The sequence below is a fragment of the Desulfobotulus mexicanus genome (assembly GCF_006175995.1).
Lineage (GTDB): Bacteria > Desulfobacterota > Desulfobacteria > Desulfobacterales > ASO4-4 > Desulfobotulus > Desulfobotulus mexicanus.
Genome location: NZ_VDMB01000002.1, coordinates 169,170 through 184,752 on the forward strand (window position 1 = coordinate 169,170; position 15,583 = coordinate 184,752).

The window sequence follows — 15,583 nt, forward strand, 5'->3', positions numbered from 1 at the left end:
GAGGCTCTATTTTATTGTCAGGATAATTTGCCCCTGTCTCCTCTGCTTTGTTGCATATTTTCCCGCCATGCAATTATGCATGCAAGGATGAAATAAATCAGTGCCTGCAGCCATAACTGTATAAATTCCGGTTTTATGGTGTGAAAATCCGCACCCATATGATTCAGCTTGAGAAAGCCGCCGATGCCCGGAGTGGCGGGAAGGAGCTGGGAAAGGATACGGAGTGGTTCAGGAATGGCTTCCACGGGCCATGAAAAGCCGGAGAGAAAGAGAATGGGGATGGATGTGAACAAAAGGGCCATCATGGCAGAGGCCCTCTCCCGGAACAGGTGGCGCAGGCAGAGCCCAAGGCAGATGGTGGCCAGAAGAAAGGGCAGAAGAAAGAAAAAAAGTTCCCAGAGATCCGCCCGCTGTGGATATCGGTATATTCTGAAGAGAATGCCAAAAAACCATACAATATGCAGACAGTAGAGGGGAAGATAAACAAATATCCGGCCAAGGGTGCGTCCTGTGGCAGAACTGTTTTCTGGAAGACCTGTATTGCCACCGTATTCCCTTTGCGTCCCTCCCAGCATACCTATACCTATGAGAAGGGTCTGATGAAGTATGAGCACAAGTACGGCAGGAACTATGTAGGCACCATAGCCGCCCGCAGGATTGAAGAGGAAAACATTCATCAGGGGCAGGGGATCTCTTGCAGCCATGGCCTGTTTTTTTGTGAGTCCTGTGGCTGTAAGTCTTTGAATTTCGATGCCTGCGGAAAGGGTGCCTGCACTTTGCTGAACTCCCATGGCCACCTGACGGTAAACGAGAAAATAACTTCCGTCACAGTAGAGGGGAAGGGTGGCTGTGCGGCCTTTGCGTATGTTTGGGGTAAAATCCGGTGGAACAATGAGAATACCGCTGACTTCCCTATTGATAAATGCCTTTCTTGCGGCCTCAAAATCAGAAAACTGTTTTGCCACCTGCACGTTTTCTGAAGCATCCACCATGCGTATGAGCTGCCTGCTGACGGGTGTTCTGTCCTGATCGACAACTGCAATGGGAACACTGCGAAGCACTTCGGCCCTGTAGGGAAGGGGGTATACGGCAGGATAGATGAGCTGCACGCCGAAAAAAAGCAGCAGTATGCCCGGATCTTTCAGTATGCGAAGGGCTTCAGCCCGCCATTCTTCTAAAAAACCTTTCATTTCCGCCCCCAGTAAACGGGATTTTTCATGCGGCCTGGCATGAGAATCAGACCTGTACCTCCGGCCAGAATCACAAAGAGCCAAAGGCTGCCAAAGGCATCCATGGAAGCCTGAACCGGCGCTCCCCTGAGAGTTTGATCCACAAAAAGTCGCAGATAATGGGTCAGGGGCAGAAGATCACCCCATAGCCTTGCCGCCGAAGGCATACCCATTGCCGGGAAGGTGACACCCACAAAAGCAAAGGCTGTACTGGCGTAAAATGAAGCAAGACTTAAGGCCATGCGCATATTGGCGCAAATAGCTACTAGAAAGAGGGCCACAGCCTGATAAGCCAGCACCATACTGCTGGTGGCAAGACGCAGCAGCAGTCCGCTGCCTTCCATGGGAACTCCCATTCGGAAGAGAAAGGCATTCATGAAAAGACCCCATACGCAGAAAATCAGGGTGTAGGGCAGGATTTTTGCGATAATGGCAATCCATGCGCTTCCTCCTGCCTTTTCCAGCCACTCTGCTGCTGTGCTTCTGGCCAGTTCCGATCCAAGGGCATAGATGGCAGATGTAATTACAAACATATGGAGCATGGTGGGCAGAAGGGTGGCTGCAAGGAAATAGAAGTAGTTGGAGTAAGGATTGAAGGGTACTCGCACATCCACACGTATGGGCTGAATACGCCCGATGGCAGCATTGCGGGTCTGGCCTTCGGCCATATGGCGTTTGAGCTCCAGTCCCGAAGAAAGGGACTGCATGGCCATGGTGGCATCTTTCATGATAAGGCTTGCGGCAATCATGTAGGTGTTGTTCACATAAAGGATGGTTTTCGGGGCCAGTCCCCTTAGAACATCCTTCTCAAGGTTTTTGGGGATAATAAGCAGACCATAGGTTTCCCCGCTCTGTATGGCCTGCCTGCCTTCGGTGAAGTTGCTTGCCGGCAGATGGATGCGGATACCAGGTGTGGCATCCATGCGGCGGATGATTTCCCTTGAAAGCTGGGTATTATCCTGATCCAGAACCGCCACGGGCAGGTTGCTGAGAACTCCCTGGGAGAAAAACCAGGCTATAAAGGCAAAGGATAAGGGGGGGAGCAGAAATACCACCATAATGAGAAGGCGGCTGCGGGCCATTCGGACCAGTTCCCTGCAGAAAACCGCCCGGAATCCGGTTTCAGGAATCAGGGCTTTCAAGGCCGCTCTCCTTCGGGCTGCAGGTCTTCCCATATGACAAGGGCGCTCATGCCCGGACGCAGGCCGGGTATGGGGTTAAGGGGTCTGGCCCGGACCTCAAAGGTTTTGAGATCAAAATCCCCCCTGGACCGGGTGGCCCGCCAGGTGGCAAAATCCGCCATGGCGGCAATGTGGGTTACCTTTAGAATAAAATGCTGATCTCCTAAGGCTGGAAACTTTGTCGGCAGTTCATCGCCCATGCGGAAGCGGGTCAGCAGGTCTTCCCTCAGCTGGAAGGTGATCCAGATATCGTTTAGGTCCACAAGGGATACCACAGGGAATCCGGGGCTTACCAGCTCTCCCACCTCGGCGTTGATGCTGGATACTTCTGCGGCCAGCGGGGCTGAAAGCCTTGCTTCCCTGAGATAGGCCTCCACTTCGGAGACGGCCCCCTCGGCCTGGGCCAGAAGGGCATCCGCCGTAGCCCTGTCTTCCTGTCTGGCCCCGGCGATGGCCATGTCATAGCCTGCTCTGGCCGCTTCTGCCGTTCTTCTGGCTGCCGTCATGCGGGCCTCGGCCTCATCTTTCTGCTGGGCTGGAACAACGCCTTCGCTATGGAGTTTATGGATGCGGGCAAAGGTCCTTTCAGCCAGTGTGGCGTTGGCTTCCGCCGTTTGCCAGGCATTGTATGCGGAGCGGATTTCTTCACTTCTGGCTCCGCCGTGGGCTTTTTCCTGCTGGGCAAGGGCTGCCCTTTCCGCAGCCGTCGCCTGACGCAGCTTGGCTTCAATTTCAGGGCTTTCCAGCTCCACAAGAAGTTCTTCCTTCAGTACCCGCTGCCCTTCTTCAATGTGAAGTATGGCCACACGGCCGGCAATTTTGGAAGCCACATGGACCTCGCGGGCCTCCACCTCTCCCTGCAGAATCAGGGGCGGCGGTGTCAGCAGCCGCCATCCTGTTACGGAAAGAGCTGTAAGTATCAGTACCAGAGTAAACAGGGTGGCAATGCGCCGGGGGATGCTCATGGCAGTTCCGCCTCCTTTTCTGCGTTTGTGCGATAGTATTCAAAGTCAGAAATACTGCCCGTTGTCTCAAGAAGTCTTGCAAGAGCCAGATCAAAGTCAAAAAGGGCCTGAAGGTGGGTGATCTGTACCTTGGAGAGGGCCAGCTCCGCATCCACCACATCCAAAGAGGTGGCAAAGCCCTCTTCAAAGGCCCGGGTTCTCACCCTGAGATATTCCCGGACAAAGGTTCTGGAAACAGCTAAGGTATCAATCTGTTCTATGGCCTGCATCAGTCTCTGATAGCGGCTTTCCACAAGGGCTTCCATATCCCGGATGGCCTGACTGCGAAGCTGGCTGATCTGGTTTTTTACGGAATGGGCGGCCTCTACCCTGCCGGACCGTGAAAAGCCGTCGAAGAGGGTAAAGCGGATACCTGCACCTGCGGCCCATTCCGGCTCCAGTACCGTGAGGTCATCTGTGATCAGGGCTCTTGTGCCAAAAAGGAAAACATCGGGTTTATAGGCACTTTTTTCCTTCTGCATACCCGCACTGGCAAGGGCTTCCTGTTGATGGAGCTGAAGAAGCAGGGGGTTGTTTTTACGGGCTTTTTCCATAAAAACAGCCATATCCGGGATGTTCCGGTAGAAAAAAAGCGGAGACCGGGGCTTTACATCATCCTCGCAGGCAATGAGGGATTTCAGGGCTGTACGGGCAATCTGTGCATCCCGGAGGGCTTTTTTGTATTCTCTGCGGGCTTCTTCCACAGCTACCTGGGCGTGCAGCCTTTCGGCAAGGGCAATCATCCCTGTCTCTTCCAGGCGGACGGCCTGATGAAGATGCTTTTCCATTCCCTGCACAACTTCCCTGCGTACCTGAACCACGGCATCCGCCAGTCGGACACCAAAATAGAGGCGAACCAGCTCGCTGAACATCTGATGGGAAAGGGCCTCCTTTGAACTTTGGGCCAGTTGAAGCTGAACATCTGCCGCCCTGTTGGCTGCGGTGATTTTTCCACCGGTATAAACAGGCCATGAGAGGGTGAGATCGCTTTTAAGGAAATTTTGTTCCTGCAACTCATAATGCTGGGGCAGGTTTCCTGTAATGGCTGAGATCTGCTGGGGTGGAAGACCCGGATGCAGGGTGTGGATCAGCTGACCTGTCATGGAGTTCAGTGCTGCGAGTTCCACCTCCAGGGGGGCATTCATGTGGGTCCAGGATGCGGAAATCTGCAGCTGCGGATAATATAGACCTCTTGCTGTTTTCTGCTCGGCTTCTTTTTGTTCGATGCCTGAGATGGCAGCAGCCAGTCTCTGGTTTTCCGCCATCATCTGTGAAAAGGCCTTGTCAAATTCGAGGGCTTTTGCACCAAAGGGCAGAAACATCAGAAAAAGGGCTAAAAGAATCGGACCCATTTTTTGTCGGTATGTATTGTGAAAAAAATCCAACATGATCTTGGGCCTCCTGGGTAGCATCGTGAGGATGTGTTCATTTTTTTGTGGTTAGACCATATCCCCTGCTACATTAAGGCTTGCCCGCTGGCTGTCAAGGTTTTTGTATAGCTAAGGGAGGGCTTTGTGTATCAAGGGCGCAGGCAAAGGGTGGGGGGTATTTCATGTGGGAGGCAAGGCTGCATGCGGCCGTGGGCTGCATGCGGATAACTGTCATGGCAATGGCTGCTGCACTGCAGGATTTTGCCAGCAGGCAGAGCCATTCATAATAGATGGTGTCGATCACAGGCGTGCGGCTGAGATCATAGAAGATAACCCGCGTATTTTTTTTCTGGAGTTCGCCAAGGATTTCCGTAATCAGCCTGTCCGGATCCGAAGGGTCTAGGGCTGTATCCGGTTCCAGAAGAAACCGGCCCTTTTCTATGGGTGTCATGTGAATGCCCGTTACCATGGTTTATTCCGCCTGAGTCCGGCTGACCTGAAAACCTAAGGATCTGAAAGCTTCCTTGAGGCCTTCGGACAGGGTGGATTTTGTCTGGATATCTCCCATATTGATGTTCAGGTTGGCAAGGGATCTTGCAATGCAGGGCCGTATACCCGTCAGAATGGCGCGGGCTCCCATCAGTCCTGAAGCACGGATGACCTGTATAAGGTGATGCATGACCTGAGTATCGATGGTGGAAACACCGGTAAGGTCCAGAATGATCACACGGGCCCTGACTTCCTCAATGCGCTGAAGCAGCTTTTCCATAAGATCCATGGCCCTGCTGGAGTCCAGGGTGCCGATGACAGGAAGGGAAAGTACGCCGTCCCATATTTCCGTGATGGGGGTTGCCACGGCCATGAGTTCGTTCTGCTGGGCCTCCACGGCCATTTTCCTTTCAAGCTGATAGAGCCTGAAGGTATCCATGACCAGCTTGTTAAAGAAACGGATGAGATACAGGAGCATCTGACGGATTTCTTCGGAGGGTTCTACCTGTGCGAGAAGGGATTCCAGAAAAAGGTTCTGGATAAACTGGATCAGACGGAAAAAAGCTTCCGCAGAGCCTCCCCGCATCTGGATTTTTCCATGGACCTCCATCATGAGGCGACCCAGGGTCTGGTAGGCGGGGTCGGAGCCTGAAATCTCGCCTTTTTTTAAAATAGATGAAAAAAGGTCAATGAGTTCAAAGGTGTAGTCCCTGATTTCATTTTCATTGAGGTAGCGTTGGCTGGCCAGGGTCTGATCCGCAAATTCTGCAATTTTATCGGCGATGGTGCTCATGTCGATGCGGTCCAGTATTTCAGGTCCTATGGCACTGTAATTGATATCCATGCTTTTATTCCTCATTTTTGGTTTAAAATTGGTAGTTTTTGGTTCTTGTCTGCTGGTCTGTACTGTAATTTATTATAAAAAGGCTTTTGTCGTCATGGTCCCGGCCATGGATATTACCGAGTAAAAATGCCGTAAGCTGTGGGTGGCACCTCTGAAGACCGGGCAGGTTTTCCAGTGCTTCCTTCCCGTTGATGCCATCGGAGCTGCTGGTGATGAGGGCGTCTTCTGGCAATTCAAAGGAGCCAGTCCCAGGAGTTCCGCCGCCTCTGCCCAGTACACCTCCGGGAAAGCGGGGCTGGTGGATTCCCAGAGGATGGTGGCAGCGTAGTATCAGATCGCCAAGACCTGCATAGTCCACGATTCTTTTGTTTGTATTCACTCGAACGGCAAGTCCCATGGCACCGCGGCTGCCATGGAGCCTCTGGTTGAGCATGGTGAGAAGTTCTGCCGGGTCTGCTCCGGGCTCAGGTAGATTATGGAGGGCTTGGGCGGTTTCGGCGGCATTGCGTCCGTGTCCCAGTCCATCCAGATGAATCCAGTTGAGATATCTCTTGTCAGAGGCTGAAACCAGACTGTCTCCGTTGAAAATATTATCCCTGAAAGCCCTTAAAAATTGACCGGTTCGAAGGACATTGTGTAGGGGGGGCTGTTTTTTTACCGGAGGATAAAAACGAGTCCACAGGGCTGTTCCGCACCAGGATTGTATCCCCGGTGGGATCTTCCGGGTGTAGATATCAAAAACATCGGCGGCCCTATGAATGGATCCAAGTCCTCTTCCAAGGGTCTGAGCCGTGGAGAATCCATCTTGGAGCGCCCGGTCAAGGTCTGCAATCCCCGGTCCATGGTCCAGGGCAAAAAGATCCAGTGCCGGTATGGGGTGGATGTGTTCCCATATCTGCAGAATGCCGGAGCCTGAGGCAAATTTTATCTGGTTGGACATGGCTTCACTGGCGGCAATCTGTATCCGTTCCCTCTGAACCTCATTAAAACCCATGCGCATGGATACGGCACGCAGCCTTGAACGCACCATGGGTGCGCTTTCTTTTTCCTTTATAAGCTGCTGTGCTATGAGATGCATATATCTTGCCTTCAGTTTGCATGTTTCAGGTGATGCTCTTCTGTAATACCTGCCACGGAAACCTGTCCCCTTCCATTATTTTTTGCATGGTAGAGGGCCTGATCTGCTTTGTGGGCAAGGCTTTCAGGCGTATCGTTTTTTTTAAAAGCAGCGATACCTATACTGACCTTGCTGTCCATATCCGAAAGGATGGTACGGGCGATGCGTCCTGCCTGCTCTGTGTCCGCAAAAAGAAGAATGGCAAATTCATCTCCGCCTATGCGGCAGGCCAGATCCTGTCCATCCCTGATGGCGGTTCGCATGGCAAAGGCCATGGAACGGAGGACCTCATCTCCATAGGCATGGCCGAAGGTATCATTGACCTCCTTGAAGTAATCCAGATCCAGAAATATGAGGGAAAAGGACCGGAATTCATATTGGAGCTGTCGGATGGTTTTGTGGAGAAGGCGGTCATAGGCTCCCCTGTTGAAAAGCCCCGTCAGGCTGTCTGTTTCTGCTTTTTTGATGTAAAGATCCAGTTCCTTTTTTCTGTGCAGGAGCTGATGTTCAATGGTGCGGATTTCCTTCTGGGCTTCTTCCCGGGCCAGCTGCAGTTTTTTCCGGATGGTTTCATTCTGTATACGCAGAAGATCAGGATTGCTGGTCTGGCTTTTATCCTTGAAGTCCTGCTGAAATTTTTCAATTTTTTTTGATCCGGGGTGCCGGATACCGGAAATCAGCAAAAAGGTATTTTCCTGCCATGAAGCCTGAAGACAGTTATTCTCAAGGGACAGGGAGACGGTGAGGGATGTCTGTTCATAGGACAGGGCTTTTCGCAGCTCTATATTCAGCAGGGGGATTTTGATGGCTGATGAAAAAACCGGTCCCTGAAGCTTGCCTGTGGCTTCCAGTATCAGAACGGAAAGCCTTTGAATATCCGGCTCCGTAAGTATGGGAAAGGAAAAAAGAAAGGCCATGAAAACTTCCGGTATCAGAGAAAAATCATCAATGCGGATGCCATCTTATTGGCCCTTGCCGCTATGTTTTTTATTATAAACAACTGTCTCATACGATAGCAGAGCCTGAAAGTCAAAGCCCAAAAAAAGGTGTCTGGCCGGATCAGTGGCTGCCAGTGGACAGAACATTCATAAAACAGCTGATATGTGCGGTATTATCTGAATCATTATCAGAGGAAATCTGGCTGGTATGGAAAAAACGGGAACCCGCAGTATGCCAGTTTCTTATGTCCCCTTCGGGTTCACTGATCTGTATGGTGCTGCTCTGATTCTTTTTTACGGAAAAACGTAGCATGGCAAGCAGATAATCCCGATCCTTTTCCAGCATTTGATCTCTGTTACCTGTCTTGAATGTAATACGGATGCGTTGATTGCTGCCACTGTCCGTAAGTTTTTCCGTTGTGATTTCCCATCCCGGCCCCGGTGATTCAATGAAGCGGTCGTAGGAAAGGATCAGCGGATCATAGGAGAGGACAAAGGAGAAATCTTCCAGATTATTGCGAGCATCTTTAATGATAATACGGGTATCTGCCATACCGCCGCTGATACCATGGAAGGGTGTTGTAAAGAGATCACTTCCATGGCTGTAAAGGGGTGTTCCCAGAGATATGAGAAAAATAAATATCAGGTATCGCATCGGTTTTTCCTTACTGGAGAAAGTGAAAAAGGCGTTTTTATTGTCAGTGTCTGCCATACTTTCTGATATAGCACATCGGGCAGGCGGAAGGAAAACACGGAAGGGCTGTTTTTTTTGATTTTTTTCAGATCATAAGGGATGCTTTTTGATTTCATGGAAAAAGGGTGATAAGAAGACAGGCGCTTTATGAAAGCATACTCTACTTTTCGGCATGATGAATATCCCATAGTGGCAGAAAACTTTTGTTTCCTGTGAAGTAAATTTTGCTTGCAGGGGCAAAAAAATGCTCTGAACATTTCTCTGGGAAGAAGCGATGAAAGATCAACTTCCAAACCGCTTTTCTTTTCGTATTTCCGTGGCTGTATCCCTTATTTTTCTCATTCTTTTTTTTACTCTGTCCGGTTTGGGAATACATCAGCTCCATAAAGCCACCGCTGAAGTAAAAACGATGGTTTTTTCCGGCAATGGTGTTTCTGAGTTTTTCCCTCTCCATGAAGATCAAGGAACTGCTTTTGATAAAGAAGAAGGCGTAGAAATACATAGTTCTGATATTATTCATAATATGCATATGGTCGTGTTCCGGATACTGTCCGGGTTCATCTGTTTAGGAATATCGGTTTTTTTTGCTGTTTTAGCTTTTTTTCTGGAAAGATACAGGTTGCGCATGTCTCTGTTGGAGGTAAGCAGGGGAATGCAGATCATACAGCAGGGAAATTTTTCATACAGAATCCATGGCACAGTTATTTATGGAGCAGAAGATCTGAGCAGGGCATTTGATGAGATGGCCGCAACTCTGGAGCGTTCGGATAAGGCACGAAAAACCCTTGTGGAAATACAGATCAGGCATAATACCCAATGGATTCGAGAGGTTCGTCGCCGTCAGAAAGCCCTTGCTCTTCATAAGCAGCGCCTGGAAGAGAAGGTAGCGGCGCGTACCCAGGTACTGGAGTCCATCAACACAGCCCTTCGCAGCAGTGTTCGTGCCCTGGAAAGACGAACCCTTGAGATCACACAGCTTAACCGGCTGGCCGAATCTCTTCAGAATGCAAAGGATACCCGGGATGCAGCTTCTCTTGTGGTCCGGACCTGTCAGCAGATTTTTCCTTCTGACGCAGGCATTCTTGCTTTATCCGATACTAAAGGTCACATGGATTTTATTGTGGGCTGGGGACGGGACCGGCCGGATATTAAAAACTGTATGGGAGAGGCATGTCCCCGTAAAAAATCCGCAGGAGACCGTGTTTCTGTATGTGGTGCCGGTGTGGATGGCTGTGAAGAGCTGTGTATCCCTGTGAATCCCAGAGAAGGAAAAGGGGCCATGATGCGTATAAGGCTTCGACAGATGGCAGATCTTTACGGTCGTAAACAGGCTGCCCGAAGGGCCCTTGCCGGAAGTGTGGCAGGACACCTGACGGCCTGTCTGACTTCACTGCATCTGGTGGACAGGCTGCGGCGGGAGGCCGTAACAGATCCCCTTACCGGACTCTATAATAGAAGGTACATGGAAGAGACCTTTGTAAGGGAGCTTTCCCGGATGAAAAGGGACAATCTTCCCCTTTCCGTTATTCTCATGGATGTGGATGATTTTAAAATTTTTAATGACACCCATGGCCATGATATAGGTGATCTTGTTCTGCAGAACCTTGCCGGTATTTTAAAAAAAGATGTGAGAACCGAAGATGTTGCCTGTCGTTACGGAGGGGAGGAATTTTTACTGCTGCTTCCTGGTCTTTTCGCAGAAGATGGTTTGATAAGGGCGGAAACACTCCGGAAAAGGGTGGCATCTTCTCCGCTGATTATCGAAGGAAAAGAACCCCTTGCCATTACGCTTTCCCTGGGAATTGCTTCATGGCCGGATGATGCTGCAACATCCCATGAACTCATCACTGCAGCGGATAAGGCCATGTATGCGGCCAAGCTGTCCGGCAGAAACAGGGTCTGCCGTGCCGCTTCCGTGGATTTGGATTCTGGTATTTGACAAAGATTAAAAGGTATGGCCTCATGAATCAGGTTTCTCGGGGGAGAGCTTTGAGGGGAGTATTCATACCTCAACAGATAAAAGGAGGAAGAAGATGGCTGAATTTCTGGATCTTTTAAAAAACCGTCGCAGCGTACGTAAATTTCAGGATCGTATGGTTTCCGATGCGGAGCTGGAAAAAATTCTGGAAGCGGTGCAATGGTCCCAGTCATGGGCAAATACTCAGTGCTGGGAAATTATTATTGTAAAAGATGCGGATACAAGGCTGCGTCTTCAGGAGACTCTGGCACCTAAGAATCCTGCGACAAAGGCTCTGGTGGCAGCACCTGTTCTTCTGGTTCTCTGCGGGAAAAAGGCCTCCAGTGGATATTATGATGGTAAGGCTTCCACGGTTTTTGGGGACTGGATGCTCTATGACCTTGGCATTGCCACCCAGAGTCTCTGCCTGACGGCCCATGATATGGGGCTGGGTACTGTGGTAGTGGGTCTTTTTGATCATGAAAAGGCGGGGGAAATTCTAGGAGTGCCGGATTCCGTTCAGGTGGTAAGTATGATTCCTCTGGGGTATCCGGATAAAACACCTAAGGCTCCTGAACGTAAGCTCATATCTGATTTTTCCTATAATGATAGGTACGGCGCGTAGAAAATTTATCAGTCACCACCGGAAAATTCCTGTGGTGACTGATTTTTTATGGATTCTGTTAGGAGACGGACAGGGTCTTGACCGCAAACCAAACCAAAGTCAAGCCATAGCAGGCGGGTATGGAGAGCGTTGCGTATGCATCAGCAGGCAAAGAAATGGTATCTTACCCGACAGACCTTTCCTGAGCTTTTTCAGAGAAATGTTCTGCGTTTTCCGGAACGTAAGGCACAGATGTGGAGAGGGGAAAACGGTAAGGATGAGGTGGTTTGTCTTTCTTATGCTGAGCTGGGGGTGATGGTTCAGGAAATCGCTACAGGACTGCTTGCAGAGGGAATTGAGAAGGGTGACCGGGTTGCCATTGTGGCGCCGACTAGCCCGCAGTGGATGTGGGCGGATTATGCCATTTTATCCGCAGGTGCCATCAGTGTTGCAATCCATCCGGTCCTTTCAGCCTATGAGATGACAGAGCAGATCAGAGATTCAGGGGCGCGTCTTGTTTTTGTCTATGGAAAAACCGTACTGGAACGTCTGCTGGTTTCTGGGATGAAGTCTTTAAAGTCCATTGTCTGGCTGGGACCTGGTGAAAAAATACCTGAGGCTGACTTTAATTCCGGACCTTCCTTTAATATTGTCAGCCTTGAAACCTTCCGAGAAAAGGGACGGGAGTTTTTTCAGAAGTCCCCCCTTGCCTATGGTCAGCGATGGCGCAGTGTGCAGCCCGATGACGCTATGACCCTGATTTATACCTCGGGCACAACGGGGCAGGCCAAGGGAGTTCTCCACACCCATGAGTCCATGACCTGTGCCTGTATCCGTGATCTCTGCGCCCTGCCTCTTCTCACGGAAAATGACTGTCTTTTATCCTTTCTCCCCTTATCCCACAGTTATGAGCGCCAGTGTGGCCATGGCACGGCCATGTTTGCTGCCGTACCCATTGCCTATGCTCTGATATCCAGCCTTGGGAATGATATCAGGCTTTTTCAGCCCACCTACATGATGGGGGTTCCCCATACCTATACAAAGATCTATACCCGTGTTGAAGAAACCCTTAAAGGTTCTTTTCAACGATTTCTCTTCCGGAAAGCCAAAGCTGCAGGGTTGTCCTTTGTCAATGGTATTATGGATGCAAATGGCTGTGTGGATATGACAGAGGGAAAGACCCGTTCGGGGGCCGTTTTTTTTGTTTCTCTGAATCACAGAATCATGGATTTTCTGGTTTACCGGAAGCTGCGCAGGCGTTTTGGTGGGCGGCTTCGTTTTGTTTTTTCCGCTGCTGGCGCTCTTCCGGAAAGAATCTGTCGTCTTTATATGGCTATGGGCATACCTATACTGGAAGGCTACGGAGCTACGGAAACATGTAATACAGTGGCTATAAATCCCATAGAAGCAGTAAAACCCGGTTCCGCAGGAAGGTTCTGTAAGGGAGTTGAGTACCGTCTTGCCGAAGACGGAGAGCTTCTTGTGAAAGGAAAAAGTCTTTTCAAAGAATACTGGAACAATCCCATGGCCACAGAGGCGGCTTTTACTCCGGATGGTTTTTATCGTACAGGGGATGTGGTGGAAGTGCAGGAGGATGGATACCTGCGGGTAATCGACAGGACAAAAGGGTTGCTGATGCTGGCAACGGGCCACAGGGTTGCCTCTGCCAAAATTGAAACCCTTTTTTCCTTAAGTGCCTATATTGAAAAAACAGTGACCGTAGGGGATGACAGGCCCTTTCCCGTGGTGCTGGTGGTACCGGATTTCGGGGCCTTTATCCGCATGTTCCGGACTTCGGGCCTTTTGTTTGATGAGAATCTCGTCAGGCAGTTTGATGGAGGCTATGTGGTATCTCCGGAGTTTATCCAGATACCTGAAGTAGTCGCTATGGTGGAAATTGAGATTGCTTTGGTGAATGAGAAGTTGCAGGGATTCGAAAAAATCAGAAATTATCTGATTTTACATGAAAACTTCACGATGGAGGGAGGAGAGCTGACTCCTACTCTGAAGGTTCGCAGGGATGTGGTGCTTGCCCGTTATCGTGATGATATTGAAAAACTCTATGAAAAAGGCCCTGTGCTTGGCTGAGGAGTTTAGATGGAAAGTTATGCCATACCCGTTATGGGGGTGATTCATTCTTCGTTTCACAGTCTTGAGGATATGCCCATTCAGCCTGTGGGTGCTCTGGAAGTCAAGGGACATGTGACGGTGAAGCCTGATTTTCATGAAGGGTTGAAAGACCTTGAAGGGTTCAGCCATATTTATCTTATTTATGTTTTCCATGGGGCAAAACGTGAGCAGATGCGTGTTATCCCTTTTATGGATACGGAGGAAAGGGGAGTTTTTGCCACAAGATCGCCCTTAAGACCTTCACATCTGGGGCTTTCTGTGGTGGAACTTCTTTCTGTGGATGGGGGCAGGCTTGAAATTTCAGGTGTGGACGTGCTGGATGGTACTCCGCTTCTGGATATCAAACCTTATATTCCTGCCTTTGACCATCGTGAAAATGTTCGTTCCGGATGGATGCAGCATGACAGGGAAGAGGTTATTTCAATGCGTTCCGATGAACGGTTTATATGAAGGTGTGTGGAAAATGAGGTATGCTGATTCTGCTGCAGATCTGCAGATGCTGATCCATGGTTATCCGGACCTTATTCCTTCTGTCTTTCTTCGGGATGATGGGCTGGCGGCTTATTATTATGATGGTTTTTCTTTGCGGGAGTTGCGCTCCTTTTTTAATTCAGATCCGGATCAGGAACTCTGCGGACGTTTCGGGCTGGGGGCTGGGGAATGGCGGGAAGCCGTTGAAATGGCCCTTGTGGCCCGTGCAGTCCTGGAAAGGCGCAGATCTTTAAAATAAAGTTTAAAAAAGGTCTGCAGAAAATATGATCTGCAGACCTTTTATGGCTTTGGTCCTGAGATTAATTCAGCATATCCCGTTTCAGTCGGTTGTCCGCAGGTTTATCACCCAGCCAGATGGCAAAAAGCGCTTTTTTAAAGTCAAGGCCTTCAATGCTGCCTCTGGTTTCTCCATTTTTACTCATAATGACTCCGCTGGCGGGTGTGTAGGCCAGCTCAATGAGATCCCCGTCCTTGATTTCATCGTTGAAGAAACCATTGAGAGTGTCAATTTGTGGTTTGATGGGTGTAATATTCCCACCTGTGGCAGCATCAAAGCCTTCATTGATGGCATCAAGCATTCTTTCTCTTGTAATCATGCCTGATGTGATGTGAAGGCGTATGGCCATGGGAGCATCAGCATTTATGAGGGTAGTTGCATTGCTGCTTTTTTCCTTTACGTACAGAGCACCGACGTAAAGATTCATGAAAGCTCTTTTACGGATGCCTGCGCCATTCAGTATGAGGTTTTCTCCCTCCAGGATCATCGTTCCTGAAAGATCCACACCACCGACTTTCTGATTGGCCATAGCCGGGATGGCCATCAGGCATACGGCCAGAAAAACAAGAATTTTTTTCATGGAAAACTCCTTTGCTTGAACAGGTTTTTGGGTTTTGAAAACTTTGAAAATAAACATATATCATAATAATATATGCTTGTTATTCTGTAATTGTATTAAGGTGGAGCAGCCTTGGGTTGCCGCATGGATTAAGAGGATTCCGGTAAATGACTTACCCGTTCCCAATGGGTGCTCCTGCCAAAGGTAGGAATACCGATGTATCCCCGCAGCTCCAGTTTATCACCTTTCATTCTGGCCTGACCCTTGTAAATTTTACCATTTTCAGGATCATAGACCTGACCGTCTTTCCATCCGTCTCTTTCAGCAGATCTGAAACCCCAGGCAATGGTCAGTCCAAGAATGGGATTGTTTCTTTTTTTAGGATCAGGATTCAGATTATCCACAAGCTCTTCACCTTCATCATCCGTGGATTCCCTGAGCCATACAATCTGGGCAGCCCAGCTTTTATTTTCAGGCAGGGGGATGATTTCCACTATGGATTTTCCTCCTTCGGTCTTCCACAGGCCAGTGGGAGGTTCTAGGGATTGTGAAAATACGGGGGTGGATAAAAGGGTGATTAAGAAAAAGATAAAGGGGATACTGCTTCTTTGCATAAAAAACCTCCTCATCCTATTGTTGGACTGTGAATCCGTATCTGCAGGATCTGATTGAGAAACATTGTTTACAACAGGAATGGA

At 49.6% G+C, this 15,583-nt stretch carries 17 protein-coding genes; 5 read left to right on the top strand and 12 right to left on the bottom strand.

The genetic code is table 11. The features are described from left to right. Positions 1–17: 17 nt before the first annotated feature. The 10 genes from FIM25_RS02800 to FIM25_RS16980 form a co-directional block, all read right to left on the bottom strand. Entirely contained in the window at positions 18–1,190 is a 1,173-nt protein-coding gene (locus FIM25_RS02800; RefSeq protein WP_139446063.1) for an ABC transporter permease, read from the bottom strand. After that, positions 1,187–2,371, bottom strand: coding sequence for an ABC transporter permease (locus FIM25_RS02805; RefSeq protein ID WP_179953110.1), 1,185 nt, complete (start codon positions 2,369–2,371; stop codon positions 1,187–1,189). Before FIM25_RS02805 ends, FIM25_RS02800 begins: the two co-directional genes overlap by 4 nt. Continuing rightward, a complete protein-coding gene (locus tag FIM25_RS02810) occupies positions 2,368–3,375 on the bottom strand; it encodes an HlyD family secretion protein (protein WP_139446067.1) in 1,008 nt (335 codons plus the stop codon). The genes FIM25_RS02805 and FIM25_RS02810 overlap by 4 nt, the downstream gene beginning before the upstream one ends. After that, on the bottom strand, positions 3,372–4,802 hold the full coding sequence (locus FIM25_RS02815) for a TolC family protein (protein WP_179953111.1): 1,431 nt from the start codon (positions 4,800–4,802) through the stop codon (positions 3,372–3,374). The genes FIM25_RS02810 and FIM25_RS02815 overlap by 4 nt, the downstream gene beginning before the upstream one ends. A gap of 94 nt (positions 4,803–4,896) precedes the next feature. Next, positions 4,897–5,253, bottom strand: coding sequence for a hypothetical protein (locus tag FIM25_RS02820; RefSeq protein WP_139446071.1), 357 nt, complete (start codon positions 5,251–5,253; stop codon positions 4,897–4,899). A gap of 3 nt (positions 5,254–5,256) precedes the next feature. Then, entirely contained in the window at positions 5,257–6,117 is an 861-nt protein-coding gene (locus FIM25_RS02825; protein ID WP_179953112.1) for an STAS domain-containing protein, read from the bottom strand. A 22-nt stretch (positions 6,118–6,139) separates the two neighbouring features. Further along, positions 6,140–7,195, bottom strand: coding sequence for an ATP-binding protein (locus FIM25_RS02830; protein ID WP_139446075.1), 1,056 nt, complete (start codon positions 7,193–7,195; stop codon positions 6,140–6,142). An 11-nt stretch (positions 7,196–7,206) separates the two neighbouring features. Further along, entirely contained in the window at positions 7,207–8,151 is a 945-nt protein-coding gene (locus FIM25_RS02835; protein WP_139446077.1) for a GGDEF domain-containing protein, read from the bottom strand. 142 nt (positions 8,152–8,293) lie between these two features. Next, on the bottom strand, positions 8,294–8,827 hold the full coding sequence (locus FIM25_RS02840; RefSeq protein WP_139446079.1) for a cohesin domain-containing protein: 534 nt from the start codon (positions 8,825–8,827) through the stop codon (positions 8,294–8,296). Between the two features lie 199 nt (positions 8,828–9,026). Then, positions 9,027–9,320 carry a hypothetical protein gene (locus FIM25_RS16980; RefSeq protein ID WP_179953113.1) on the bottom strand — a complete coding sequence of 98 codons (294 nt, stop codon included), beginning with the start codon at positions 9,318–9,320 and terminating at the stop codon, positions 9,027–9,029. Between the two features lie 198 nt (positions 9,321–9,518). Here FIM25_RS16980 and FIM25_RS02845 point away from each other — a divergent pair, with 198 nt between their 5' ends. From FIM25_RS02845 to FIM25_RS02865, 5 genes are all read left to right on the top strand, one after another. Beyond that, on the top strand, positions 9,519–10,805 hold the full coding sequence (locus FIM25_RS02845) for a sensor domain-containing diguanylate cyclase (RefSeq protein WP_179953114.1): 1,287 nt from the start codon (positions 9,519–9,521) through the stop codon (positions 10,803–10,805). A gap of 94 nt (positions 10,806–10,899) precedes the next feature. Further along, positions 10,900–11,448 (top strand): nitroreductase family protein, encoded by a 549-nt coding sequence (locus tag FIM25_RS02850; RefSeq protein WP_139446083.1) that lies wholly within the window; start codon positions 10,900–10,902, stop codon positions 11,446–11,448. 135 nt (positions 11,449–11,583) lie between these two features. Then, entirely contained in the window at positions 11,584–13,515 is a 1,932-nt protein-coding gene (locus tag FIM25_RS02855; protein ID WP_139446085.1) for an AMP-dependent synthetase/ligase, read from the top strand. 9 nt (positions 13,516–13,524) lie between these two features. After that, the gene (gene tsaA, locus FIM25_RS02860; protein WP_139446087.1) at positions 13,525–14,007 is read left to right on the top strand and encodes a tRNA (N6-threonylcarbamoyladenosine(37)-N6)-methyltransferase TrmO; all 483 of its coding nucleotides are present in this window, start codon (positions 13,525–13,527) and stop codon (positions 14,005–14,007) included. Between the two features lie 13 nt (positions 14,008–14,020). Then, positions 14,021–14,287: a hypothetical protein gene (locus FIM25_RS02865; protein WP_139446089.1), complete on the top strand. Its 267-nt coding sequence runs from the start codon at positions 14,021–14,023 to the stop codon at positions 14,285–14,287. 61 nt (positions 14,288–14,348) lie between these two features. Here FIM25_RS02865 and FIM25_RS02870 read toward each other — a convergent pair whose 3' ends face one another. Beyond that, positions 14,349–14,906: a chalcone isomerase family protein gene (locus FIM25_RS02870; RefSeq protein WP_139446091.1), complete on the bottom strand. Its 558-nt coding sequence runs from the start codon at positions 14,904–14,906 to the stop codon at positions 14,349–14,351. A 128-nt stretch (positions 14,907–15,034) separates the two neighbouring features. Next, a complete protein-coding gene (locus FIM25_RS02875) occupies positions 15,035–15,514 on the bottom strand; it encodes a DUF2147 domain-containing protein (protein ID WP_139446093.1) in 480 nt (159 codons plus the stop codon). Positions 15,515–15,583 lie beyond the last annotated feature (69 nt).

Excerpts from the sequence above, each read along its gene's own strand:
- FIM25_RS02800 (WP_139446063.1), bottom strand. The coding sequence starts at position 1,190 with ATGAAAGGTTTTTTAGAAGAATGGCGGGCTGAAGCCCTTCGCATACTG.
- FIM25_RS02810 (WP_139446067.1), bottom strand. The coding sequence starts at position 3,375 with ATGAGCATCCCCCGGCGCATTGCCACCCTGTTTACTCTGGTACTGATA.
- FIM25_RS02815 (WP_179953111.1), bottom strand. The coding sequence starts at position 4,802 with ATGTTGGATTTTTTTCACAATACATACCGACAAAAAATGGGTCCGATT.
- FIM25_RS02820 (WP_139446071.1), bottom strand. The coding sequence starts at position 5,253 with ATGGTAACGGGCATTCACATGACACCCATAGAAAAGGGCCGGTTTCTT.
- FIM25_RS02825 (WP_179953112.1), bottom strand. The coding sequence starts at position 6,117 with ATGGATATCAATTACAGTGCCATAGGACCTGAAATACTGGACCGCATC.
- FIM25_RS02830 (WP_139446075.1), bottom strand. The coding sequence starts at position 7,195 with ATGCATCTCATAGCACAGCAGCTTATAAAGGAAAAAGAAAGCGCACCC.
- FIM25_RS02835 (WP_139446077.1), bottom strand. The coding sequence starts at position 8,151 with ATGGCCTTTCTTTTTTCCTTTCCCATACTTACGGAGCCGGATATTCAA.
- FIM25_RS02840 (WP_139446079.1), bottom strand. The coding sequence starts at position 8,827 with ATGCGATACCTGATATTTATTTTTCTCATATCTCTGGGAACACCCCTT.
- FIM25_RS16980 (WP_179953113.1), bottom strand. The coding sequence starts at position 9,320 with ATGGAGAGGGAAAAACTCAGAAACACCATTGCCGGAAAAAACCATCGT.
- FIM25_RS02845 (WP_179953114.1), top strand. The coding sequence starts at position 9,519 with ATGCAGATCATACAGCAGGGAAATTTTTCATACAGAATCCATGGCACA.
- FIM25_RS02850 (WP_139446083.1), top strand. The coding sequence starts at position 10,900 with ATGGCTGAATTTCTGGATCTTTTAAAAAACCGTCGCAGCGTACGTAAA.
- FIM25_RS02855 (WP_139446085.1), top strand. The coding sequence starts at position 11,584 with ATGCATCAGCAGGCAAAGAAATGGTATCTTACCCGACAGACCTTTCCT.
- tsaA (WP_139446087.1), top strand. The coding sequence starts at position 13,525 with ATGGAAAGTTATGCCATACCCGTTATGGGGGTGATTCATTCTTCGTTT.
- FIM25_RS02865 (WP_139446089.1), top strand. The coding sequence starts at position 14,021 with ATGAGGTATGCTGATTCTGCTGCAGATCTGCAGATGCTGATCCATGGT.
- FIM25_RS02870 (WP_139446091.1), bottom strand. The coding sequence starts at position 14,906 with ATGAAAAAAATTCTTGTTTTTCTGGCCGTATGCCTGATGGCCATCCCG.
- FIM25_RS02875 (WP_139446093.1), bottom strand. The coding sequence starts at position 15,514 with ATGAGGAGGTTTTTTATGCAAAGAAGCAGTATCCCCTTTATCTTTTTC.